General features: G+C 35.4%; 28 protein-coding genes, 2 tRNA genes and 1 pseudogene. 12 read left to right on the forward strand and 19 right to left on the reverse strand.

The annotated features are described in order from the left end of the window. Positions 1–20 precede the first annotated feature (20 nt). Entirely contained in the window at positions 21–521 is a 501-nt protein-coding gene (locus HS5_RS10010) for an HAD family hydrolase (protein ID WP_236751258.1), read from the forward strand. Here the strand turns inward: HS5_RS10010 and HS5_RS10015 are convergent. After that, a complete protein-coding gene (locus HS5_RS10015; protein ID WP_236751259.1) occupies positions 516–1,121 on the reverse strand; it encodes a 7-cyano-7-deazaguanine synthase in 606 nt (201 codons plus the stop codon). The two genes, HS5_RS10010 and HS5_RS10015, sit on opposite strands and share 6 nt — an antisense overlap. Positions 1,122–1,310: 189 nt before the next feature. Between HS5_RS10015 and HS5_RS10020 the strand changes: the two genes are divergently transcribed. Genes HS5_RS10020 through HS5_RS10035 form a run of 4 tightly spaced genes read left to right on the forward strand, consistent with a single transcriptional unit; the run spans position 1,311 to position 5,100 of the window. Next, positions 1,311–2,345 (forward strand): biotin/lipoate A/B protein ligase family protein, encoded by a 1,035-nt coding sequence (locus tag HS5_RS10020; protein ID WP_236751260.1) that lies wholly within the window; start codon positions 1,311–1,313, stop codon positions 2,343–2,345. Further along, the gene (locus tag HS5_RS10025; RefSeq protein ID WP_236751261.1) at positions 2,342–3,226 is read left to right on the forward strand and encodes a radical SAM protein; all 885 of its coding nucleotides are present in this window, start codon (positions 2,342–2,344) and stop codon (positions 3,224–3,226) included. Before HS5_RS10020 ends, HS5_RS10025 begins: the two co-directional genes overlap by 4 nt. Then, entirely contained in the window at positions 3,227–4,273 is a 1,047-nt protein-coding gene (locus HS5_RS10030) for a radical SAM protein (protein ID WP_236751262.1), read from the forward strand. A gap of 2 nt (positions 4,274–4,275) precedes the next feature. After that, positions 4,276–5,100 carry a hypothetical protein gene (locus tag HS5_RS10035; RefSeq protein ID WP_236751263.1) on the forward strand — a complete coding sequence of 275 codons (825 nt, stop codon included), beginning with the start codon at positions 4,276–4,278 and terminating at the stop codon, positions 5,098–5,100. Here HS5_RS10035 and HS5_RS10040 read toward each other — a convergent pair. Next, positions 5,081–5,665, reverse strand: a complete 585-nt coding sequence (locus tag HS5_RS10040; RefSeq protein ID WP_236751264.1) for a hypothetical protein — start codon at positions 5,663–5,665, stop codon at positions 5,081–5,083. The two genes, HS5_RS10035 and HS5_RS10040, sit on opposite strands and share 20 nt — an antisense overlap. A 119-nt stretch (positions 5,666–5,784) precedes the next feature. Between HS5_RS10040 and HS5_RS10045 the strand changes: the two genes are divergently transcribed. The 4 genes from HS5_RS10045 to HS5_RS10060 all read left to right on the forward strand — a co-directional run bounded on the left by HS5_RS10045 (position 5,785) and on the right by HS5_RS10060 (position 8,863). Then, positions 5,785–6,684 carry a DUF1464 family protein gene (locus HS5_RS10045; RefSeq protein ID WP_236751265.1) on the forward strand — a complete coding sequence of 300 codons (900 nt, stop codon included), beginning with the start codon at positions 5,785–5,787 and terminating at the stop codon, positions 6,682–6,684. Next, positions 6,651–7,565, forward strand: coding sequence for a nucleotidyltransferase domain-containing protein (locus tag HS5_RS10050; protein WP_236751266.1), 915 nt, complete (start codon positions 6,651–6,653; stop codon positions 7,563–7,565). The genes HS5_RS10045 and HS5_RS10050 overlap by 34 nt, the downstream gene beginning before the upstream one ends. After that, complete coding sequence (locus HS5_RS10055) at positions 7,537–8,433, forward strand: triphosphoribosyl-dephospho-CoA synthase (RefSeq protein WP_236751267.1); 897 nt, start codon at positions 7,537–7,539, stop codon at positions 8,431–8,433. Before HS5_RS10050 ends, HS5_RS10055 begins: the two co-directional genes overlap by 29 nt. A 79-nt stretch (positions 8,434–8,512) precedes the next feature. Beyond that, positions 8,513–8,863: a metallophosphoesterase family protein gene (locus HS5_RS10060; protein WP_236751268.1), complete on the forward strand. Its 351-nt coding sequence runs from the start codon at positions 8,513–8,515 to the stop codon at positions 8,861–8,863. On the opposite strand, the gene rimI is transcribed toward HS5_RS10060, so the two are convergent. Then, a complete protein-coding gene (gene rimI, locus HS5_RS10065) occupies positions 8,840–9,349 on the reverse strand; it encodes a ribosomal protein S18-alanine N-acetyltransferase (protein WP_256445545.1) in 510 nt (169 codons plus the stop codon). The genes HS5_RS10060 and rimI overlap by 24 nt on opposite strands. 36 nt (positions 9,350–9,385) lie before the next feature. Here rimI and coaBC point away from each other — a divergent pair, with 36 nt between their 5' ends. Both coaBC and HS5_RS10075 read left to right on the forward strand, forming a co-directional pair. Next, on the forward strand, positions 9,386–10,624 hold the full coding sequence (gene coaBC, locus HS5_RS10070; RefSeq protein ID WP_236751269.1) for a bifunctional phosphopantothenoylcysteine decarboxylase/phosphopantothenate--cysteine ligase CoaBC: 1,239 nt from the start codon (positions 9,386–9,388) through the stop codon (positions 10,622–10,624). 10 nt (positions 10,625–10,634) lie between these two features. Continuing rightward, a tRNA-His gene (locus HS5_RS10075) sits at positions 10,635–10,708 on the forward strand. A gap of 537 nt (positions 10,709–11,245) precedes the next feature. On the opposite strand, the gene HS5_RS10080 is transcribed toward HS5_RS10075, so the two are convergent. Then, on the reverse strand, positions 11,246–11,395 hold the full coding sequence (locus tag HS5_RS10080) for a hypothetical protein (RefSeq protein WP_236751270.1): 150 nt from the start codon (positions 11,393–11,395) through the stop codon (positions 11,246–11,248). 49 nt (positions 11,396–11,444) lie between these two features. Here HS5_RS10080 and HS5_RS10085 point away from each other — a divergent pair. Then, positions 11,445–11,594, forward strand: a pseudogene (locus HS5_RS10085) (putative integrase); the annotation flags it as partial. Positions 11,595–11,622: 28 nt separating this feature from the next. On the opposite strand, the gene HS5_RS10090 reads toward HS5_RS10085, so the two are convergent. From HS5_RS10090 to HS5_RS10160, 15 genes are all read right to left on the reverse strand, one after another. Further along, a tRNA-Pro gene (locus HS5_RS10090) sits at positions 11,623–11,698 on the reverse strand. A 34-nt stretch (positions 11,699–11,732) separates the two neighbouring features. Then, on the reverse strand, positions 11,733–12,692 hold the full coding sequence (locus tag HS5_RS10095) for a glycosyltransferase 4 family protein (protein WP_236753538.1): 960 nt from the start codon (positions 12,690–12,692) through the stop codon (positions 11,733–11,735). Then, the gene (gds, locus tag HS5_RS10100) at positions 12,689–13,669 is read right to left on the reverse strand and encodes a geranylgeranyl diphosphate synthase (protein WP_236751271.1); all 981 of its coding nucleotides are present in this window, start codon (positions 13,667–13,669) and stop codon (positions 12,689–12,691) included. Before gds ends, HS5_RS10095 begins: the two co-directional genes overlap by 4 nt. Next, entirely contained in the window at positions 13,669–14,766 is a 1,098-nt protein-coding gene (gene fni / locus HS5_RS10105) for a type 2 isopentenyl-diphosphate Delta-isomerase (RefSeq protein ID WP_236751272.1), read from the reverse strand. The genes gds and fni overlap by 1 nt, the downstream gene beginning before the upstream one ends. Then, positions 14,753–15,433 carry an isopentenyl phosphate kinase gene (locus HS5_RS10110; RefSeq protein ID WP_236751273.1) on the reverse strand — a complete coding sequence of 227 codons (681 nt, stop codon included), beginning with the start codon at positions 15,431–15,433 and terminating at the stop codon, positions 14,753–14,755. Before HS5_RS10110 ends, fni begins: the two co-directional genes overlap by 14 nt. Further along, complete coding sequence (locus HS5_RS10115) at positions 15,391–16,047, reverse strand: hypothetical protein (protein WP_236751274.1); 657 nt, start codon at positions 16,045–16,047, stop codon at positions 15,391–15,393. Before HS5_RS10115 ends, HS5_RS10110 begins: the two co-directional genes overlap by 43 nt. Continuing rightward, positions 16,025–16,879, reverse strand: a complete 855-nt coding sequence (gene amrB, locus HS5_RS10120) for an AmmeMemoRadiSam system protein B (RefSeq protein WP_236751275.1) — start codon at positions 16,877–16,879, stop codon at positions 16,025–16,027. The genes HS5_RS10115 and amrB overlap by 23 nt, the downstream gene beginning before the upstream one ends. Next, positions 16,876–17,553: a 30S ribosomal protein S2 gene (gene rpsB / locus HS5_RS10125; protein ID WP_236751276.1), complete on the reverse strand. Its 678-nt coding sequence runs from the start codon at positions 17,551–17,553 to the stop codon at positions 16,876–16,878. The genes amrB and rpsB overlap by 4 nt, the downstream gene beginning before the upstream one ends. A 10-nt stretch (positions 17,554–17,563) precedes the next feature. Next, positions 17,564–17,764: a DNA-directed RNA polymerase subunit N gene (locus HS5_RS10130; protein WP_236751277.1), complete on the reverse strand. Its 201-nt coding sequence runs from the start codon at positions 17,762–17,764 to the stop codon at positions 17,564–17,566. Positions 17,765–17,769: 5 nt separating this feature from the next. Further along, the gene (locus HS5_RS10135; RefSeq protein ID WP_236751278.1) at positions 17,770–18,189 is read right to left on the reverse strand and encodes a 30S ribosomal protein S9; all 420 of its coding nucleotides are present in this window, start codon (positions 18,187–18,189) and stop codon (positions 17,770–17,772) included. Beyond that, positions 18,167–18,622, reverse strand: coding sequence for a 50S ribosomal protein L13 (locus HS5_RS10140; protein ID WP_236751279.1), 456 nt, complete (start codon positions 18,620–18,622; stop codon positions 18,167–18,169). The genes HS5_RS10135 and HS5_RS10140 overlap by 23 nt, the downstream gene beginning before the upstream one ends. Then, positions 18,619–18,966 (reverse strand): 50S ribosomal protein L18e, encoded by a 348-nt coding sequence (locus HS5_RS10145; protein ID WP_236751280.1) that lies wholly within the window; start codon positions 18,964–18,966, stop codon positions 18,619–18,621. The genes HS5_RS10140 and HS5_RS10145 overlap by 4 nt, the downstream gene beginning before the upstream one ends. Further along, positions 18,963–19,745 (reverse strand): DNA-directed RNA polymerase subunit D, encoded by a 783-nt coding sequence (locus HS5_RS10150; protein WP_236751281.1) that lies wholly within the window; start codon positions 19,743–19,745, stop codon positions 18,963–18,965. Before HS5_RS10150 ends, HS5_RS10145 begins: the two co-directional genes overlap by 4 nt. A gap of 1 nt (position 19,746) precedes the next feature. Next, complete coding sequence (locus HS5_RS10155) at positions 19,747–20,145, reverse strand: 30S ribosomal protein S11 (protein ID WP_236751282.1); 399 nt, start codon at positions 20,143–20,145, stop codon at positions 19,747–19,749. Beyond that, positions 20,129–20,683 (reverse strand): 30S ribosomal protein S4, encoded by a 555-nt coding sequence (locus HS5_RS10160; RefSeq protein WP_236751283.1) that lies wholly within the window; start codon positions 20,681–20,683, stop codon positions 20,129–20,131. The genes HS5_RS10155 and HS5_RS10160 overlap by 17 nt, the downstream gene beginning before the upstream one ends. Position 20,684: the final 1 nt, after the last annotated feature.

Genomic DNA, 20,684 nt, shown 5'->3' on the forward strand with positions numbered 1-20,684 from the left:
AGTTTCATTAATATTATAAAATGAATTACGCCATTTGGCTTGACGGAGTTATATTAAAAATAGATCTTACAGATGTACTGTATAGGAGATACAAGGGAGAACAAATAGAGAAATTAGAAGTAACTGAAGAAGTATTCCAGGACTGGCAGACTTTCTTCGATAAATTAACAAAATCCGTAAGTGATGGGAATATAGTCTTCCTCTCGCCTTACGATGAAGACATAACAAGAAAAATAATGAAAAACATAGGGCTTTCTTCTTTTAGCTACATTAGCAGTAAAATTACAAAGCCGAGTAAAGTACCTTATCAGATTCTATACGAAAAAACTAAGTGGGAACCTTTAGAGACCATTACTATAGGCTCGTCTGCATTAGACTTATTATCTGCAAGGTTTTACGATTCAAGAATAAAGGTTGTCTGTATAAACAGATTTCAAGATTGTTCTAGATATAGTCCATATTTAATTACCGATAACTTAGAAAAACTTTATGAAATGTTAAAGAGGCTAAGAAAGCTATGAAAGGTAAATTGTAGGATCTTTAATTTTCAAAGCATTAAAAGCTTCAATCCTTTTCTCGCACTGACTACACTTTCCACAATGGTATTTATGACCTAAAAGGCACGAGTAAGTTATTGACGGATCAAGACCAGACTCTATTCCCGCCTTTAACAATAACCATTTAGGAAATCTTGAAAAAGGAGTTGATAATTTAACTCCCATTAATTCGCTGATCTCCTTAAGTTTTTGCATTATTAAGAATCTATCTCCCTCATATTCGCAGTCCTCCTTAACAGTTCCCGTTATAACCTCGTTGTATCCCTTCTCTTTGGCTAAAGCTAATGCAATAGAAACGATTACCAAATTTCTATTAACTATAGGCTCATGAGGCGTTAACCAAGATTTATCAATAAAAGGCTTACTTATCTCGCGAATGTTAATTTTTATAAGAGTTCTATTAAGCCTCTTACAGACTTCCTTACTTGCTTTGAGTTGCATCTTTGCAGATCTTTGCCCGTAATTGATTATTAGACAGTCAAAGTCAACTCCTTTTCTCGATAAATAATAGGCTACTGACGAAGAATCAAGTCCTCCGCTCATAAGAAGTAAAGATCTTCCCATGATAATCTGTGAGTATAAGCTTACTATGCTAATAAAGTTACGAATTTTGCCATTTTATCCACATTAAACATATTACTGCGTAAACAAGTAAGTTTAAATCTTTCATTCTCTCCTTCAGAATAATTTATAGGGTCACTTTTCCTTTTTGAAGAAATATTTAAATAACTTAAAAAAGTTAGTTTCTTAAACATGAATTCTTTCAGATTTATAGTAGAGAGAGAACCACAGGACTTAATACTGGCAGGAGAAGAAGCATTGCTGGAGTCAGTAAGTAAAGGAGCTCCTCCAATTCTAAGGTTCGTTATATTTGATCCTACCGCAGTCCTAGTAGGATATCACCAAGCGGTAGAACAGGAGGTTAACCTTGATGAAGTTAAAAAGAGAGGCTGGGATATAGGGAGGAGACCTACGGGTGGAGGAGCAATAATTATGGGAAAAGACCAGTTAGGCTGGGAGATTTATGCTGAAGGTTTTCTCCTAGGTGGATCTCCAGAGAACGCAATAAGAAAAGGTGCAGAAGGAGTTATAAAGACGTTAAAGAAGCTGGGAATAGAAGCCAATTTCAGACCTAAAAATGACGTTGAAGTCAAAGGAAAGAAAATTTCCGGAATCGGAGCGTTCTCAATAGGTAATCATATTGCAGTTACAGGCACGATACTCCTCGATTTTGACGCTGAGGCTCTAGTTTCTACATTAAGACTTACTACTGAGAAATTAAAGGACAAACTAGCTAAGGACTTCAAAGAAAGACTAACGTGGATAGGAAAAGAGTTGGGTCACGGAATAGAAATGAATGAATTAATAAATATAGCAAAAGAAAGCTTTTCGGAAGCTTTAGGAGTTACGCTTGAAGATGAACATTACACGGAAGAGGAGGAAAAGTTAATATCAGAACTTAGGTTAAAATACTCTTCTCCTGACTGGATATACAACCTTAGAAAACCGCTGGCAGGAGATGTGAAAATAGTAGAGAGGAAATTTCCTGGAGGTCTAGTGAGATTACAAGTAAAGATGGCTGGAGAATCAATTATAGAAAGCGTGCTTTTAACAGGAGACTTTTTCATAGAGCCTAGAAGGGCAATTTTTGACCTTGAATCGAGATTAAAGTGGAGTAGAATTGATGAGGTTGAGGATAATATAAAAGACTGGTATGAAGGAGTGAAAATTATTGGTATTACACAAGAAGATTTACTCAATCTGTTTAACGAGGTGCTTAAAAAGTGAGACCTTTATTCTTATATGCCCCTGCACTGAAAAGGTATGATACAGAGTACTTATCGTCTGAAAAAGGATGGAGAATAGTTTCAGTAACTGGAAGAGCCTGTGCCTTCAACTGCAAGCATTGTAATAGGAGAATCTTAGAAAGTATGGAAGATGCATCTTCTCCCGTTAAGCTGGAAAACCAAATTAAGAAATCTTTAAGCGAAGGCCATAAGGGATTAATATTATCTGGCGGTTCTACGGGAAGAGGAGAAGTTCCTATATGGAAGTTCTCTTCAATTTTACAGAAGTATAAGGATAAATTGACGCTAATTGCTCATACTGGGGTAGTAAAAAATGAGGAAATTGCAATAAAATTCAAGGAAGCTGGTATTAAGATAGCATTACTGGATATGGTAGGAGATAATGAGACAATAAGAGACGTTTTAGGGCAACCTTTCACTCTTGATGATTACTTGAATTCCTTCAAATTCCTTAAGAAGGCAGGACTAATGGTTGTACCTCACATAATAGTTGGATTAAGTAAGAGTGGTAGTGAAATTGAGGCATTGGACATGTTAAAAGAAGTAAATCCTGACGCGGTAATTGTTGTTGGACTAATGCCTCTTTTCTCTTCATTCTCCTTCAGACAACCAGAACCAGAAGATATGATGAAAGTTATGAAAAAAGCTAGAGAAGATTTTTCATCACCAATAATGCTTGGATGTGCAAGGCCGAGGGGAAAGAAATATCTTGAAGTGGAGAAATTCGCAGTAGATTACGATTTAGACGGCATAGCTTTCCCTGAGGAAGAGACAATAAATTATGCCTTGAATAAAAGGCAAATTATTTTTAATAATTCGTGTTGTGCAAACGTTGTTTTTGATATTTTAGGGGTGGTTTAAATGATAAGTAGTCCAGACTGGGTTAGGTTAAGTTTTGGAGCAGATATGGTATTAGGTTTTACTCCAGGTATATTTTTACATAACGCGTTAAATACTACCATAAACCTCCTACAGTACTATCCAGACGGGTGTAAAGCCAATTGTGCATACTGCGGGCAAGCTAGGGAAGTATCTCAAGGGCCTGAGTGTAAAACATTAATTAGAGTGGAATGGCCGTTAAGAAGGCTTGACGATGTAATAAAGAAGATTAAGGAAAGACAAGGCGATCCCAGATACGGTCTGCAAAGGATATGTGTAGGGCAATTAGCTCATCCCAAAGCGGCTCAAGATGCAATAGAAATTACCAGAAAAATAAGAGAGTCTGGAATCGAACTTTCCATATCAGAGCTTGTTACTCCTACTTACACCTTCAAACGCCATATGGAAGAAATGAAGAAGGCTGGAGGAGATATGATAGATGTTGCCATAGATGCAGCTAGTAAGAGAGTATTTGATGCTACTAGGGGGAAAGTTGTTAGAAGCATGCATAATTGGGATAGATACATAAAGGGCATAGACGAAGCTGTTGAAGTATTTGGAAAAGGAAACGCAGGCATTCATTTAATCATAGGCTTAGGAGAGACTGAAAAAGAGGCAGTAGATCTAATGTGGTATACTCACCAGAGAGGAGCTAAGATTACGCTGTTCGCTTTCTATCCAGAACAGAATACTTTCATGGAAAAGAGAAAGCCAGTTCCAGTAAACGTTTATAGGAGAATGCAACTAGCCAGATGGCTAATTGAGAACGACATAGTCGATTATTCAGATTTCATCTTTAATGAGAATGAAAGACTAATTGATATAAATATTCCTTCAGATCTGACAATAGAGGATATTGCTCCTGCATTTATGACGTCAGGATGTCCAGGATGTAACAGACCTTATTCTAATGAAAAACCTACAATGGAGCTAAGAAACATTCCTTGGTATCCATTCAAAGAAACTACTATAAGAGCATTAAGACAAACAAGACTTGATCATGTAATAGAAATTCTAGAACGTAAATGAGAATGTTTATTAAAAAAGGTTCATTAATAAGTTTTTTCTCGAGTGGTTTTCCTTCTCACGTTAGAGGTAAAGCTATAGATCTGAGTTCTCCAGATGGAAAGATTTTCTTATCTCCGTTTAAAGGAAAATTAATTAAAGTAGAAAGGTTTTTCGTGGGTAGGCCTAATAAGTATGCTACTTCCCCTTACGATTATTTACTAATTTTCTCTACAAAAAATAGAAATGTAAAAATTCTTCACGTAAAACCTTCCATAAAGATAGAAGACGAAGTAAAAGAAGGGCAAGTTATAGGATATTTCATTAATTCTCCATATACTGGCGGAGATTTCTTGCATGCACATATAGAAGGTATTAATTACAAGTTCGGTAAGATAACTAATTATCGCGAATCTAGAAAGGGAAGGGTAGTCCTAATTACTGACAATTATTTTGATATAGAAATCGACGATTATGCCTCTGCAGGCAAATTGCACGGAATTGGCTGTTGTGGAGGTCTTCTCAATACCAGTTATCCTTATGCGTGCTACGGGGGAATTATAGGCGGATTTGACGGAAAACTAGACTTTTTTAATATAAATTTAGGAAGAGCAGTTAGTACTAAAAAGAAGAATTTAGTTATCTTTGAAGGTAAAAGAGGTCTTATAAAAACCTGGGAAACAAAAGCATCTTTCAAAATTCTAGCAAATGAACCAGTTTGTGGTAAAGCTCTTCTTGAAGCAGTACTGTCTTACGGCGGTAAGCCTAGAATAAGGATTTTTAGGAAATATTTAGGAAATCTAGGCGATAAGGTAGATCTAGAAGAAATTATCAAATATTACAATTATTAAGATTTTCCTTACACTTATTAATCAGATTTACCTTTACCATTCCGTCCGTTACACTTACGTCTGCCTTTAAGTTACCTGCTTCAAGCATACCGTCTATTAAGCTCTTTATATAGTCCAAGATCTTACCTTGAAAATACGGAGAAAAACTTTCAATATATCTCTCTTCATAGTCAACGTTCACGTCTCCCATGAAGTTTAGAAAGAAATGTAAAATAGATAAGAATGAATTCTCTGTGTTATTAAACAGTTGGCTTACGTAGCTCATTAGACTTCTTCCAAGTTCCTTCCATTTTTCCGCACTTAACTCTGAATCCTTAAGGAAATCAAAAGGAACCAAGAGCATGAATCCCTTGTACTTACTCATCAACTTAGATAGAAGAATGAAAATCCATACCTCATTTTTAAGATTTATTCCATTCTTTTCCATTTGTATTGCAGAAGATAAAATATCGTTGGTATAATTATATATAGATGAACCATTAAATTCCGTTAATCTCTTTATTTCATCATAAATATCTCTTCTCATGAAACAAGGTTGTCTTTTGCCATTATTTTCATCATCCATATCATATGACATGTATACAGCTGTATATAAAATCAGTGGCTGCCCACTCACATCATTGTTCTGTTATATTTGAATCATCATCTGTTAGTCTTATTTTTACTTCTAGCTTAAATTATTAAGTGTTATTTGCGGGAGTAGATCCAGGAAGCGAAAGTTACGCAATAACTTTCGTAGACGAGCTAGGAAGAATTGTGAGCTATTATGAAATACCTACTGATTTAGTAGTTCACGACTCAATAAGACTAGTAAAGTTAATAAGAGATAAAAAGCCTAAGATAATAGCATTACCTTCAGGACATGGATTACCTTTCATTAAGGCTTCAAAAATAGGAGATTATGAAACTTTCCTTCTAACTTTAGCAGATCCTCAAAAGGATGGACCATTAAGAAGCTTTTTAAGGTCGATAAAGATTGAAGATAATGCGTTCACTACACCTTCAGTTATAGAACTTGAGAGTGTTCCAGAATATAGAAAGATAAATAAAATTGATATGGGTACTGCAGATAAGGTAGCTTCTGCTTTCTTCTACAGGACACTCTTTGACAGCTTTGTATTAATAGAAATGGGAAGGCATTTCTCATCAATTATAGTAGTTGAGAATGGAAAAATAATAGACGGCTTTGGAGGAACAGAAATACCAGGTTTAATATCTCCAGGTTGTATTGATGGAGAAGTTGCTTATTTGCTTTGTAAATATTCGAAAATAACCAAGGACGTTATATATAGCGGAGGAGAAGAGAAGAGATCAATTGAAATTTTAAGAATAATTGCAGAGTGGTACAGTGAAAAGCTCAGTGTTCCTATAATAGTTTCAGGGAAAGCTAAAGACAAGGTAAATTTTGGAGTAAAAATTGATATAAAATATAAAGAGGCTTCAGTAGGTTCAGCGTTTATAGCCAACGCAATAGGTGGAGGAATTTTTAGGAAATACAGTAATATGCTTAATAGTTCTGGAACTCCATTAGATTATATAAGGCTTAAGGGATGGGAAGAAATTACTTCCTTGATAAAGACATAATAAAGGATAAGAATGACAATATTTACGTAATTATAACTAATTATAACCCTCCTGGTTACATCTTCGCATACTTAAAATATACATACACGGGAAAAGGACTCTGGAAAGGGTATGAGAGGATATTTAAAAAATATGGAGTAAAAAATTTGATAAAAATTGAGCAAAATTTTGAATACGAGCCCTGCTATAACTCGGCATTTCCCGTTGTAAAGCTATCTGAAATTAGAGTTCATTACAGACCAGAAGATAAAATTAAAGAGATCCTTCACAGAACCACCAACAGATTAGAAGAGATTGCATTAAGTATTATAACGAAGATAGAGAGAGAAACAAATATACCCTTAAATAGAATAGGACTGACAGGCTCTCTACTTGCAGGAATTTCTCACGATAATTCCGATATAGACTTCGTAATTTATGGCAAAAAATATGCTGAGGATTTCATTAATAATTTTGAGGGCTTTGAGCAAGACAAAGACTGGATAATAGAAACTTCTGAGAATTACTCAGTCCCTATAGAAGTTGTGAAAGCGATATACAGTAAGAAAACCAGAGGACAGTATAATGGAGTGAAATACTCTTTCCTATTTGTAGACGATCAACCATGGAAATATAATGAGAAAGTATGCCTTGAGATGAATCCCATAAAAGTTAAAGGTGAAAACATCAGTGACTATAAGGCGTTATTTTACCCTTCCGTTTCAACGCTTTATTCTCAAGGAAAAGTATTTAGGATAGTGTCGTATGAAGGAATTTATAATACAGCTCTCTATTATAATAAAAACATTGAAGTATATGGAATGCTAATGAAATGCAATGATGACATGGAAATAATAGTGGGGGATAAGAAAATTGGCGGATATATTAGATCAATTATGTAATGAGATCGCGTATATTTTATCATCATCATCTATCCTTGAAGCTACAGTATTTAAGCCCGGAAACGCATCAAGGTTACAAGACATTAAAAGCGTAAAGTATGAGGACATTTTACTTTCAGCAAACCTTGCAAATCCTTATTATAAAGTTTCATGCATTAGAGGATATAATTCTTCGAGGCCTATATTCGATCTACTTTACCTCACTATAAAAGAGAGTAAGAAAATGGAAGTAAATTACTCAATCCTTGGCACGCAGCTGCTTTTGCTTCCTATTTCTTACTCATCGCTACTTTCAGATAGCGTAAATAACTTAAGAGAAAAACTTAGTGAAGTTATAATTTCCTTAAGCAAGGAAGATACTAAATGGTTTTTTGATTCTCTCAAACAACTACAATTAAGTTACTTAGGAAGAGCAAGCAATATGGATTACATGAGTTCAAATTATAAAACAATGTATGAGGTACTAGTATTCTCTTCTAGCATGGATACTGTAGCCAGAAATATGGTAAGAAATTACGAGTACTCATATAAGGCTTATGAGATAATAAAGGAGAGTAAAAAGCTAGAAGATGGAGTTCAAAATGCTTTCATAGAAATTTTGGCAGAACAACCAGATGGACTAATTTACAGGAAATATGGAGGAAGGATAGCATTACTTATTTCGCAAATGGCAAGAGATATAAGAGAGAGTCACGAAAAACTCTCTGAATTTAATAATTTTCTAGTTAAAAATAATTACAACCCTGGATCTACGGCAGATATTATAGCCTCTGGAGTTGCACTATATTTACTTGATAAGTGGTATGAAAAAACTCGCTATGATTACTCGCTTCCCCTGCCAAGAGGATGCAATAGAATATATAAATAAAAATTTCGATGGCGTAATAGGCTTAGGGGACATTGAATGCCCGCAATACCTTAAAGATTTTCACGGAATTTTGGGTGAAATGGAAAGTGTATACATAATGAAGTACCTTAAGAAGACTGACAGACTAATTAGCAGGAAATTCTTTGATCTTTCAACGGATTTTTCTACTGAAATTAGTATAACTCATTTCCCTCCTAAAGGATTCAAATCCGGACTACTGATGAACAAGGAGATAGGTAGAAAGGAAATCTCTGCAATGATTCTTTCTAGTAAGACTAAAATTGTGATACATGGACACTCTGAAAACCAGTCAAGTGTAACTTCACGCGGATTTCAAATAATTTCTGTAGGCGCTTTTGAAAAAGGCTATCTAGCAGTTTATTATCCCGAGGAAAGGAAAATTCAGTTAATTAAGGTAAGTAGCCATTAAATAAGCGTCCTCTCCATCAGCATAGTAATGCTTTAGAACTTTAACTTTAGTGAAACCAAGTTTTTCATAAACTGAGATTGCGGGATAATTACTCACTCTGACTTCTAGGTAAACCTCTTCCGCACCATAATCCTCTTTCATACTCTTCATTGAAGCTTTAAGGAGTGCGGTACCTATTCCCCTATTTCTATAGGCCTCTAAAACTGCAATAGAAACTACGTGGCCTTTCTTAACTAATGACGGCAAATTCTTCAAATTACTAAAACCGAGCTCTATTCTAGGCATTATGTATCCTACAACTTCACCATTAACTTCAGCAACATAAAAAGCCTTATCGTAATCCTTAACATGATCTACAAAAAAATAATAAGGATAATTTTCAGGTAAGGATAACCTGTTAATCATTATTATATCATTTATATCCTCCATTCTAACATTTCTAATAAGAAATGAGTTTGTAGATTTATTGCTTGTTGCTTGTTCCATGCTATAATATTTTTATTAGGAAGTTTATATACATGTTTGAACCTCTTTATGATTCATCCATCAAAGAGAATAATAGGTGTAATTAGTGATGAATTAAAAGGAAAGAAGATACTATTAGGAGTTTCGGCCAGCGTTTCCTTATATAAATCCTTGGATTTTGCGAGGGAACTAATGAGAAGAGGAGCAGAGGTAAAAGTAATGATGACGCCTTCTGCTGCAAATCTAATTTCTCCAGAAATGTTCAGTTGGGCTACAGGAAATAAGACAGTAGTAAAAATAGGAGGAAAACTAGAGCATGTTCAGTTGGCTGAAGAATTCGACTCAATGATAATAGCTCCATCCACTATGAATATCATAAACAAATTAGCTTACGGTATTACTGATAACAATTTAGTTTTAACTGCAATAAATTTTATCCAATTGAATAAAAAGGTTATTCTAGTCCCTGCAATGCATTTACAGATGTGGGATTCTCCCCAACTTCAAAAGGCTTTAGAGATTTTAAGGAGTGAAGGAGTAGAAATTGTAGAACCTAAGATAGTCAGCAATTTAGCTCACTATCCGGAATTAGAGTACTTAGCGTCAAGAGTTACATCTTACCTCCTAAGGGAGAAGGACCTTAAAGGTTTCAAGATAGTTGTTACTGCAGGACCCACAAGAGAGTACATGGATCCCGTAAGGTTTATATCAAACCCAAGTAGTGGGACAATGGGAGTAGCAATAGCTAACGAAGCTTATTTTAGAGGCGCAGACGTAGTTCTAGTCCACGGTCCTTTAAGCTCTCGTCTTTCTCCTTATTCACCCACAATAGAAGTTGAAAGTACTGAAGATATGCTGAAAAACGTTGTGAACTTGACCGAAAAAGACTTTAGAATTGTAATATTAGCAGGAGCTCCTGCAGATTATAAATTCAAGGTGATAAGAGGAGAGAAAATAGACAGTCACACTGAAGTACCCAGCATAGAGTTAGAAAAAACTCCTAAAATTTCTGAGTATATTAGAGGAAAAGCTTTCGTAGTAGGTTTCTCAGCAGAAACAGTAAATAATGATGACGAACTTATAGAGAAGGCAAAAATAAAGAAAGAAAGGCACGGATTTAATATTATAGTTGCTAATAACGTTAAAAGAAGGGATATAGGCTTTTCATCAGAATATAACGAGGTAATCGCAATTACTGACAATAATATTATCAAAATTCCTAAAAGCTATAAAACAATTATATCAAGGAAATTGTTAGATATAGTAAGAGAAGAGTTTATTAAATCTAAAGTATAATGATGTTTTGGCTCAGGTAGCTCAGCTAGGGAGAGCGCTGGGCTGTGGACCCAGTGGTCCCGGGTTCAAATCCCGGCCTGAGCCCTTCTTTATGTTCAATTGAAAGGAATTTTTCATGCATAGAAATTTGACGTAACGGTTTTTGTTACATGAGCTTTAGGGACGTTGGAATAAAAAGTGTTCAACTTTCACTTATATAAAACAATTGCATGGAAAAGAGGGAAGAAAATTGACATATCCAATGATAAAATGCTAGAAGAAGTAGAGATAATCATCTTATAATCATTATAATTACAACTATTATTACTGATGAGATATTAAATGAAAAGAGAAAGATTTTTAAATACGTTTTCTATTTCCTTTATCATGGTTTGTGAGAAGTGAGATTTTTAATGAGGAAAGTTAAAAGTTATCAAGAGCTGTAGATTTTGTTGCTGATAGATATAATGATAAGGCCGCGATGCTTATTTTCGAGAAAATAGAATTGAGCGAAACTGACCCCTTTTAAATATGCTAGGGAAAAATTAGGGAGGGACATATACGATAATAATATGTATTCAATAGAAGTTACAGACGATATAAGAATACTTTACAGTATAGACTCAAAAAATTGTGTAGTTTTCATTTGGGCGGTTGGGTCTCATAAGAAGGTTTACGGGCATTAGCCTTCTCTCTAATCCTCCTCAAAACGTCTTCTTTAAACTTCTCTAAGTCCTCCTTATTCTCAATAACTAAGAACATATTCCCGTACTCATCCTCAACAATTCTCATAAGTATATTATTTGTTGAGAACATTAAATAAGGTATACAGATTTAAAATATGGGTTATAGAGTTTTCTCAGCCGGGCAATATAAGATACGTCAGAGAGGGAAGAAGTATTATGTTTACTCCATAGAGAAGGACAAAGACAACCACGTAAAGGAAACTTACATAGGTCCCTTAGATAAGATAGTGGAATTTTATATTAGCAGTAGGGGTGTGGGGATGTGCCCCACAGTGGGGCTGGCGGGATTTGAACCCGCGACCACCAGGGCCCAAGCCTGGCATCCTAGCCCTAGCTAGACTACAGCCCCATTTTTAAAATGGATTGTTTAACTAAAAAATTTTTCACACTACTATTACTGTGGTCTGTAAATAGACAGCAAGCATAGCAAATATAACTTCTATACCCCAAATCATTGCAACAACTTGATACTCCTTAAATCTTCCCATTTTCATTATTACATGAGTTAATGAATTAGGTTTATCGTTCCAATATAATGTTCCGTCTTCATTAACCTTACCAAACGATACTCCCTTAAATCTAGTCCTTGCCTTTAGTATGAACTCTGCAACATAAGGTAAGTACAGTACTGCTAACGCAGTATACATATATCCTGCTATTCCTATAGAACCTATTACTGAGCCTATAAAATACGTTCCTATATTTCCTATGAAAATTTTTGCCGGATATTTATTATAATAAAGGAAAGCTAAGAGTGAAGAGAACAAAATCAATGCTTCTTCTCCCGCAACAAAGATATTTCCAGTCCTTGTTAAACCTATAAAGGCTAAAGCTGCTGCCATTATTATCCCCAACCCTGTTCCTAACCCGTTTAGACCTTCAAGCATGTTAAAAGCATTAGACGAGATTGTAAGTGCTGCAGGAATAACTAACACGTAATAGAATATTCCTAGATTTATTACTCCCAAAAAAGGTATAGATATTGCAGAATGCCCTACACTGAAAACAGCTAAAGGTACTGCTGCAAAGACTGGCGTAAAAGCTCTAATAGCTTGTCTAAGATTTAAAAAATCATCCATTAGACCTAGAAAGGCTATTAATAAGGAAGAAATCAAAATTGAAGATATTATTCTTTCATAGTTAGGATCCTGTATCAAAAGTACAAAAGTTCCTGAGACAAATCCTGCAACTACTGCTATACCGCCTAAAGAAGGAATTTCCGGTCTATTTACTTTATTAATGTCTTTTCCTACAATTTTCCTCTCTTTTGCTACACGAATTACCCACCTAGTTACAAGAAAAGTTACAATAAAAGCTATTAACGCACAAATAGGTAACACTATTTTCGCCTTTTAATTGTAAACTCAGCGAGGTATTTTAAAGCCTTTCCAGGTATATCATTACCTCTTATTGATGATAGCGCATTCATCGATTTTTCGTAATATTTTTCCGCTACATTATACGCATAATCCAATGAGAGAGCCTTTACAGTTTCTGCGGATTTAACTATTTTTTCTTGATCTTTGGAACCAAGTCCTTCCATTATTATTCTCCTTTCTTCCTCAGAGGCTGAAGTCAATGCCTTTATTATTAATATAGTCTTTTTACCTTCTCTAACGTCGCTGTAGATCGGTTTACCAAGCTCTTTTTCATCTGCAGTTAATCCTAAAATATCATCAATTATTTGAAAAGCGATACCTAAGTTAAGTCCGAATTCCTTAAGTAATTCAAGATCTCTGTTCTCAGCATTTGCAACCAAACCCCCTAAAAAGGACGAGCATGAAAACAGCTGCGCGGTTTTTCTTTTTATCATATCCAGATATTCCTCTTCTGTTACGTCTTGTCTGTTCTCAAATTCCATGTCCATTGCTTGGCCTTCAGCAATTATTATTACAGATTTTGAGAATTCTGATAAACCCATGTAAAACCTGCTTGAATCCAGTCCTTCTAATGCTTCTGATAGCACTTCAAAAGCCTTAGCATGAAGTAAATCTCCTGCAAGGATTGCCATAGGAACTCCCCATTTTACGTGAACTGTTGGCATACCCCTTCTAAGCGTATCCTCGTCCATTATATCGTCATGAATTAAAGTAAAATTATGAAGTATCTCTACTGCGGCTGCTGCTTTATATGCTCTTTTTCTTTCTCCAGAGAATAAATCTGAAGATGCAACAGTTATGAGAGGCCTAAGTCTCTTACCGCCAGCCCTTAAAAGGTATATTGAAGAATCATAAAGTTCCTTAGGTTCACCTTTTATATATTTTTCTATTTCCTCGTTTACACTTTTAATTATCTCGTCAAAATACTTATCTATCTCCATTATTCTCTTTTTCTTAATTTCTCATATGTAGATAAACTTATCCCTCTGCTTTCAATCCATTCTCTTAATTCCTTCCAAACAACTATAGGAACTTTCTTCAGCTCTTCCACATTTTTAGCTCCAGTCAACATCATAGCCGCCTTAAGTTCAAAAATTACCTTATCAAAGAATGAAACTAATGAATCCTTTCCTTCTACAGCACTCTTTAAAATTGGGCTAGCCATTCCTGCAATGTCCGCGCCTAATGCTATGGCTTTAGCTACTTGGAGGCCGTTTCTCATTCCTCCGCTTCCTATTATAAATGCGTCAGGAACAGAAAACCTTGTTTCTATTATTGAGGCTGCGGTAGGGATTCCCCATCCTGCAAAAAGTTCTGCACTCTCCTTTTTCCAGTTATTCTTTCTTCTATCTCTTACCATTTCTACAGCAATCCAGCTAGTTCCTCCCTGTCCAGAAACGTCAAAATACTTTATTCCTATTTCCTTAAATCTTGTTGCGGTCTCCATAGAAATACCAGTTCCGGTTTCCTTTACTATTATCGGTACTCCTAACTCTTTCGAAATATCCTTAAGTTTAACTAGGATATCTCTAGGGTACTCAGGCTCGCCTTCAGGTTGGAATAATTCTTGTGCAGGATTTAAATGGACAGCTATTGCATCTGCCTCTATCATGCTCACAGCCTCTTTTAGTTCCTTTAGTCCATAACCTTTAGCTAATTGAGGGGCTCCTATGTTTGCTATAATAGGGGCTGTAGGAGCTTTTTCTCTGACTACTTTAAAGCTCTCTTTAGCTTCTGGTCTTTCTATCGCAATTCTTTGACTTCCTACACCCATTCCCAGTCTTAGTTCTTCTACTACTTCTGCTATTGTCGCATTAATCTTACCTAAAGCTTCATTGCCTCCTGTCATTCCTGTTACTATTAACGGTGCGGATATCTCTTTATTAAGGAACTTAACAGTAGTGTTTATTTCATTAAATGAAATGCACGGCATTGCTTGATGCACCAAAACTACATCTTCAAATAATGTTGAAGTAAAACCTTCAACGTCTTCATAAAGACAAATTTCAACGTGCTCTAACTTTCTATTTGTTATCATTTTTACACCTTACAATAGTTCCTATATCCTTTCCTTGTAATGCCTTAAATATATTGCCTTCAATCTTACCGTTAAATATTAAGGCTTCTATACAATTCTCTAAAATTTTCTGAATTTTAGATTTCATACCGCCAGTAACATCAAACTTTGAAGAAGAAAGCTCGTCTATCAGCGAAGAATTAACTTCTCTTGCAACTTTTCCATTAATAAAAACTCCATCTACATCGCTAGCAAAAAGAACTCTAGCATTGAAAGCCTTACCTAGCAAAACAGCAATATCATCTCCTGAGATTATTTTTCCAGATTCAGTAATATCACCATAAATTAGTGGTACTAAGCCCTCGTTTAAATATCTTTTAACTATATCTACAGAAAAGAATCTTCCTGGCAGAGGAAATACGTTAACTTCTTCGTCATAAAATATTTTCGAGATCTTGAGGTTCAATTCCTGCATAGCGATTACAGTCCTTATTTTATCTCCTCTTGAAGCTTCATAATGCCCAAAACTGCCTCCGCCATGTATGATAATTAAAGGATAAAATTGCTTAACTTCCCTTGCAATTCTCTTAACTGTGACTTCGTTAAAAGAGTAAGGCATATTTTTATTTGTTATTAGGCTTCCGCCTAACTTGATAATTCTATAAGTGTTGCCCAATTTAAGTCCCATATCCACTTCCAGTTATTATTCATGGGATATGACAAGCCATAAAGGGAACTCCATAAACCATTCTCAAAATGCATTAAGTCTGGATTTTTAGAAATCTCTACAGGTAAAATTCCTGCTAAATGTATTAATGAACTCTCCAAAAATCTAGGCTTGGGCAAAGGAAAACTAGTAAGTAAATTTATTCTAATATCTTTTTCTCCAAGAGGAACAGGATCTTCTCCATCGCGATAAAGTATTGCTAAGCTTAGTTCTTGAGCTTTTCTTAAAGCTCTTATTAACCTGGAGTCAAACATTGCATCATCTATCATTTCTAAAGTTTCGTTAATGTCCTTTTCATTCATAGGAATTTCGCACTCACTTACTGCAAGCTCTACAAGCCTTCTTGTAACATAAATATAATAGGAAGAGAAAGGTAAATTTCCTTCTATATCATATTCAATATTACAAGAGAAACCTGTAGCTTCACGGAAATAATCTAGGAATTTATCTATCCTTGGTTTCCTTTTTACCTCTTTTATTTTAACTATCGCAAAATTAATTAAAACAGGATTATTTACCTCTAACGGAAGACCAGAATAACAAAACGGAACTTTAACTTCCAAATCTTGCTGCAAGATATCCCACTACTGATGACTTATCTCCAGAAGTATCGCCGGAAGTCGCATGCTTCAAAATATAAGGCTTTTTATTAAACTTCTTAGCTAATATCATGGAAACCATTACTGGAGTATAACCACACATTGTCACATCTTTATTCTCAACTACGTCGTAAAGACCTTTATAATCTAGTTTCTCTATTTTTTCTATTGCCATTTCATCTTTTTTATAGGTAATATCATAAGGATCATAATGATTCATATCGCTACTGGCTAAAACTACTATATCCTTTTCAGGGTGCTTCTGCATCAACCTATATATCCCCTCAGCTATGTATTCGGCTATCTCAGGAGTTTGATAAAGCACAACTATAGGAATTATTTTTATTTCTGAACCAAAGAAAAATTGTAAGAAAGGCAACTGAACTTCAACAGAATGTTCGTAAAGGTGTGCTTCCTCGTCTATGTCAATAACTTCACTATACTTAACAAGCTCCATTGACATTTCTTCGTCTATCTTAACGTCACCTAAAGGAGTTTCCCAACAGCCTTTATTCCATAAAGAAACGTAAGAACCATAACCCGTATGATTAGGACCTAAGATTATCACAACGTCTGGCTTACCTTCAGAAGCTAAATAATAATAAGAATGAGCGGCTACGGGGCCACTATAAATATAACCCGCGTGAGGAACGATAAAAAATATGTTATCTCTCTTACCTTTTTCCTTTGGTACTTCAGGCAATTTGCCTGGACCTACTGGATGAGTAAAAGACCAAATAATTCTATCTTTTAATTCTTGAGGATCTGATTCATAAAATGCGCCTGCTACTGCCGGTAATCTTTTCATTGAACTAGCTTCACCTCAAATTCCTCAACCTTTACTGGTATGTCTGCATCCATAGGTATTTGTTTCCTCTCCCTAAGTATTTGCCTTGCTAATATCCAATAAAGTAATGCCAAAGATTTCCTTCCCTTATTATTTGCAGGTATTACTAGATCAACGTATTCTATTTTAGCATCAGTATCAGCAAAAGCAACTACCGGTATACCCATATCTGCTGCCTCCTTTATTGCTTGAGTATCTGTCCTCGGGTCTGATACTAGTAAAGCCTCCGGTTCCATAAATCTATTAAGGTACGCGTTAGTTAAAGTACCTGGAACTAATCTTCCAGTTATTGATTTGCCTCCTACTACTTCCGCGAACTTTTGAACTGGAGTAAAAGCGTAAGGCCTTGAAGCTACTGCTAGAATTCCAGTGGGTGTAAATCTTGCTAGGAATTTTGCGGCTATTCTTAACCTTTCATCGATCTTCCTAACATCTAAGACGTAAAGACCTTCAGGCCTTACCCTGTAAATGAATTTCTCCATATACTTTGTACATGTATGAGTACCTATATGAACGCCTGCTGATAAATAACTCTCTAATGGAGCTAGTAATTCTATTACTGCTCCTTTTTCTGATTTTTGTAATTCCGCTTTCTCTGCCTCAGATAATTCTGTTCCTTTATTTTCCTCCGCCATTTAAATCACCTTAAATTGGTCTAGTATAATTAACTACCTCTCTTATAATATCTACGTGACTTAATAACATTCTTCTACAGCAATATCTCCTAACGCTTAGGTCGTCTAATACTTTTTGTGGATCTTCTCCAGCGTTAACTCTAGTTATAAATGGTTCCCATTTGTCTGCTATTAAAGACCCACACGTAAAACATCTGACAGGGATTATCATGAATATCACCTATAAGCCTTCTGCCTCCATCTTCTGGCACTATATCTCATCCACTTTTCAGACTCTGTCTCCCTTGGATCTCCTGCTAGCATTGTTCTATCGTACTGCTTATACAACTCTTCTAGCTCTTTGTTGCCACTAAAGTTTACTAAAGCTCTAGCTAACGCCATTCTAGCTGCGTCTGCTTGCCCCATTATACCACCTCCAAAAGTGTATATCCTAGCGTCTATTTTAGATGCTAATGATTCCCCAGCAAGTAATAATGGTTCCATTATCTTTAATCTCATCATCTCTATGGGTATGAGCTCTATTGGCACATTATTTACAAATACTCTTCCTTTACCTTCAGTAAGCTTACACTGAGCTCTTGCCATTTTTCTTCTGGCTGAAGTTGTTATAATTTTACTGGTTTGCTGCGCTGACATAAACTTTCCACCCCATCTCTTTAGCTAATTCTCCAACAGTAATATACTTACCTTTAAGTCTTTTTACACCAGCATCAGGAAAACTTATGATATTCTTATCCTTATACTGTTGAGGAACACCTATGTAAACTTTAACACTTTTTAGCATTTCCCTACCTTTTGGTGTTTTAGGTAACATACCTCTTATAGTCCTTTTTACTATATTTATAGGACTTCTTGGTCTCCTAACTCCTTGTTTTTCTGCGTTAAATAATGTTCTTAGTGAGAAGAATAATTTATACCCTGCAACTACTCTATTTTTTGTCCCGCTTATTACTGCTTTTTCTGCATTTATGATTACAACTTTTTTACCTTCCTTAAGCAATTTTACTACATTAGTTGTCATTCTACCTAAAATTTGATTTTCTGCATTTATGATTACAACTTCGGTCATTGTTTCATCAACCTCACATTTTTACCTTTTAAATCTAACTTGTCAAAATCATATAAGCTCATTACCTTACCGCCTGTAGCCAAGATCTTTTCTTTAGCAGACTTAGAAAAATCTAATGCTACTACAGTCACATCATGCGTCAAATTACCTATACCTAAGACTTTCCCAGGTACTATGACAACATCTCCTGGCTTTGTATATTTTTCTATTTTATATAAATTAATATACCATCTTTTCCTACTTGGAGTTTGAAGCTTTTCGGCTGTTGTTTCCCATAACGGCTTATGTTGTTTTTCTAAACTCCTAACTAATTTTCTAATCATAACATTTGTACTATCGGTCATGAAATCACCTTCTTCAATTCTTCAAGTTTACGAAGTATACTCTTACCAGCCTCTAATAAAATTCTCTGTGGCTTTAAACTACCTACACTTTCAACTTCTAGAATATACTTATTTTCCACAGAGGAAATCTTTATTCCTTGGCAATACCTTAAACATTCCTCGCATAATGTACAAGAAGTTTCATTTATTATCACCAGCTTTCCGTCCTTTGATGCAAAAACTCTTTCTGGGCATACTTCTACAGCTTTAATACAGCTATCATCCTTCAATTCTACATGAGGATAATATCTTAATACTGAAGTAGTAACTGGATTAAATTTAGCATGCTCTATACCGTAGCCTAATCTTAGCTTAGCTTCTAAGGAAACTTTTTGACTCTTACCTAATAATACTATAGGAATGTCCTTACTTATTGGAACTATTGAAGGATCATCTGATTTAATATCTCTAGAATAAACCATAACTTCTGAATCCTTTGCTTCAACATCTAAATAGATCTTACTGAAACATCCGTCACAATTCTCTTGACAGTTAGCGCATTCATCTGGAGATCTATATGCATCTATTGCCTCATCTGAGGAAAAAGGAATCATGCCTAGCCTATGTGCTAATATTTCATCATAAAGTGGACTGTTATTCTCTATAATATATACATCATCTACGGCCATTACTGGAACATATAACATACAAGCTCTTCTTACTGCATTAGCAAATTCTAAAGGATATCCTTCTAAAGAAATAGAAATAAAATTTCCTTCCTTTTTTATTACATCTATCATTTTATACTCTCCTTCCTCTTCTTCCTCCAGGCCTTCTAATGCTATCGTGAGGTATTGGTGTCACATCCTCTATTCTTCCTATTATAAATCCTGACCTAGCTAAAGATCTTATTGCAGGTTGAGCTCCAGGACCTGGAGTTTTAGGACCAGATCCTCCGGGTGCTCTCACCTTAATATGTATTGCCATTATACCTTTATCTAACGCATCTCCTGCTGCCTTATTTGCCGCTAACATTGCAGCATAAGGTGAAGGCTTTTCTCTATCAGCCTTAACTACCATTCCGCCTGAAGCTTTAGCTATCATTTCGGCTCCTGTTATGTCGGTTATTGAAATTATAGTATTATTTTGGGAAGCGTATATATGGGCTATTCCCCACCTAATTTCACGCCTGCTGGACATTTTGCTCACCACTTGATTCTTGAGTTACCTCTTGAGTAGTTGGAGGTCTTGTCTTGAATACAGAAGTTGGGTAATAATCTATTAAATCTTCCTCGTCCTTAGGTACTATATAACCTGGAGAAGTTACTCTCCTTCCGCCTATTGCGATATGGCCATGTGCTATTAATTGTCTAGCTTGATATATTGTCTTTGCTAAGCCTTTTTTGAATACTATTGTTTGAAGTCTCCTTTCTAATAATTGCTCCTCTGTTAAGCCTAGAATATCATCTACAGTAGCGTTTTGTGAAGATAGTAATCCAATTCTATATAACTTTGATATTAACTGTTTTTCTCTTACAATTCTTTCGGCTGGTGGTAATGCCAATAAACCTCTGGCCATATGCCTAAATTTCCTTATTACTGTCCTTGCTAGCCATATTTCCTTCTTATTTCTAAGCCCATATTTTCCTATTAATTCTTGTTCATGAAGTAGAAGCCCTCTTATCCAAGGTAAACCTGGACCTTCCCACTTTTTCCTACTTTTTCTAGGATCTCCCATT

It is taken from the genome of Acidianus sp. HS-5, from assembly GCF_021655615.1.
GTDB lineage: Archaea > Thermoproteota > Thermoprotei_A > Sulfolobales > Sulfolobaceae > Acidianus.

Bases quoted from the DNA above. Each gene is read 5' to 3' on its own strand.
- HS5_RS10010 (WP_236751258.1), top strand. From the start codon at position 21: ATGAATTACGCCATTTGGCTTGACGGAGTTATATTAAAAATAGATCTT.
- HS5_RS10015 (WP_236751259.1), bottom strand. From the start codon at position 1,121: ATGGGAAGATCTTTACTTCTTATGAGCGGAGGACTTGATTCTTCGTCA.
- HS5_RS10020 (WP_236751260.1), top strand. From the start codon at position 1,311: ATGAATTCTTTCAGATTTATAGTAGAGAGAGAACCACAGGACTTAATA.
- HS5_RS10030 (WP_236751262.1), top strand. From the start codon at position 3,227: ATGATAAGTAGTCCAGACTGGGTTAGGTTAAGTTTTGGAGCAGATATG.
- HS5_RS10035 (WP_236751263.1), top strand. From the start codon at position 4,276: ATGTTTATTAAAAAAGGTTCATTAATAAGTTTTTTCTCGAGTGGTTTT.
- HS5_RS10040 (WP_236751264.1), bottom strand. From the start codon at position 5,665: ATGGATGATGAAAATAATGGCAAAAGACAACCTTGTTTCATGAGAAGA.
- HS5_RS10050 (WP_236751266.1), top strand. From the start codon at position 6,651: ATGGGAAGAAATTACTTCCTTGATAAAGACATAATAAAGGATAAGAAT.
- HS5_RS10060 (WP_236751268.1), top strand. From the start codon at position 8,513: ATGGAAAGTGTATACATAATGAAGTACCTTAAGAAGACTGACAGACTA.
- rimI (WP_256445545.1), bottom strand. From the start codon at position 9,349: ATGGAACAAGCAACAAGCAATAAATCTACAAACTCATTTCTTATTAGA.
- HS5_RS10080 (WP_236751270.1), bottom strand. From the start codon at position 11,395: ATGAGAATTGTTGAGGATGAGTACGGGAATATGTTCTTAGTTATTGAG.
- gds (WP_236751271.1), bottom strand. From the start codon at position 13,669: ATGGAGATAGATAAGTATTTTGACGAGATAATTAAAAGTGTAAACGAG.
- fni (WP_236751272.1), bottom strand. From the start codon at position 14,766: ATGATAACAAATAGAAAGTTAGAGCACGTTGAAATTTGTCTTTATGAA.
- HS5_RS10110 (WP_236751273.1), bottom strand. From the start codon at position 15,433: ATGGGACTTAAATTGGGCAACACTTATAGAATTATCAAGTTAGGCGGA.
- amrB (WP_236751275.1), bottom strand. From the start codon at position 16,879: ATGAAAAGATTACCGGCAGTAGCAGGCGCATTTTATGAATCAGATCCT.
- rpsB (WP_236751276.1), bottom strand. From the start codon at position 17,553: ATGGCGGAGGAAAATAAAGGAACAGAATTATCTGAGGCAGAGAAAGCG.
- HS5_RS10130 (WP_236751277.1), bottom strand. From the start codon at position 17,764: ATGATAATCCCTGTCAGATGTTTTACGTGTGGGTCTTTAATAGCAGAC.
- HS5_RS10135 (WP_236751278.1), bottom strand. From the start codon at position 18,189: ATGTCAGCGCAGCAAACCAGTAAAATTATAACAACTTCAGCCAGAAGA.
- HS5_RS10140 (WP_236751279.1), bottom strand. From the start codon at position 18,622: ATGACCGAAGTTGTAATCATAAATGCAGAAAATCAAATTTTAGGTAGA.
- HS5_RS10145 (WP_236751280.1), bottom strand. From the start codon at position 18,966: ATGACCGATAGTACAAATGTTATGATTAGAAAATTAGTTAGGAGTTTA.
- HS5_RS10150 (WP_236751281.1), bottom strand. From the start codon at position 19,745: ATGATAGATGTAATAAAAAAGGAAGGAAATTTTATTTCTATTTCTTTA.
- HS5_RS10155 (WP_236751282.1), bottom strand. From the start codon at position 20,145: ATGTCCAGCAGGCGTGAAATTAGGTGGGGAATAGCCCATATATACGCT.
- HS5_RS10160 (WP_236751283.1), bottom strand. From the start codon at position 20,683: ATGGGAGATCCTAGAAAAAGTAGGAAAAAGTGGGAAGGTCCAGGTTTA.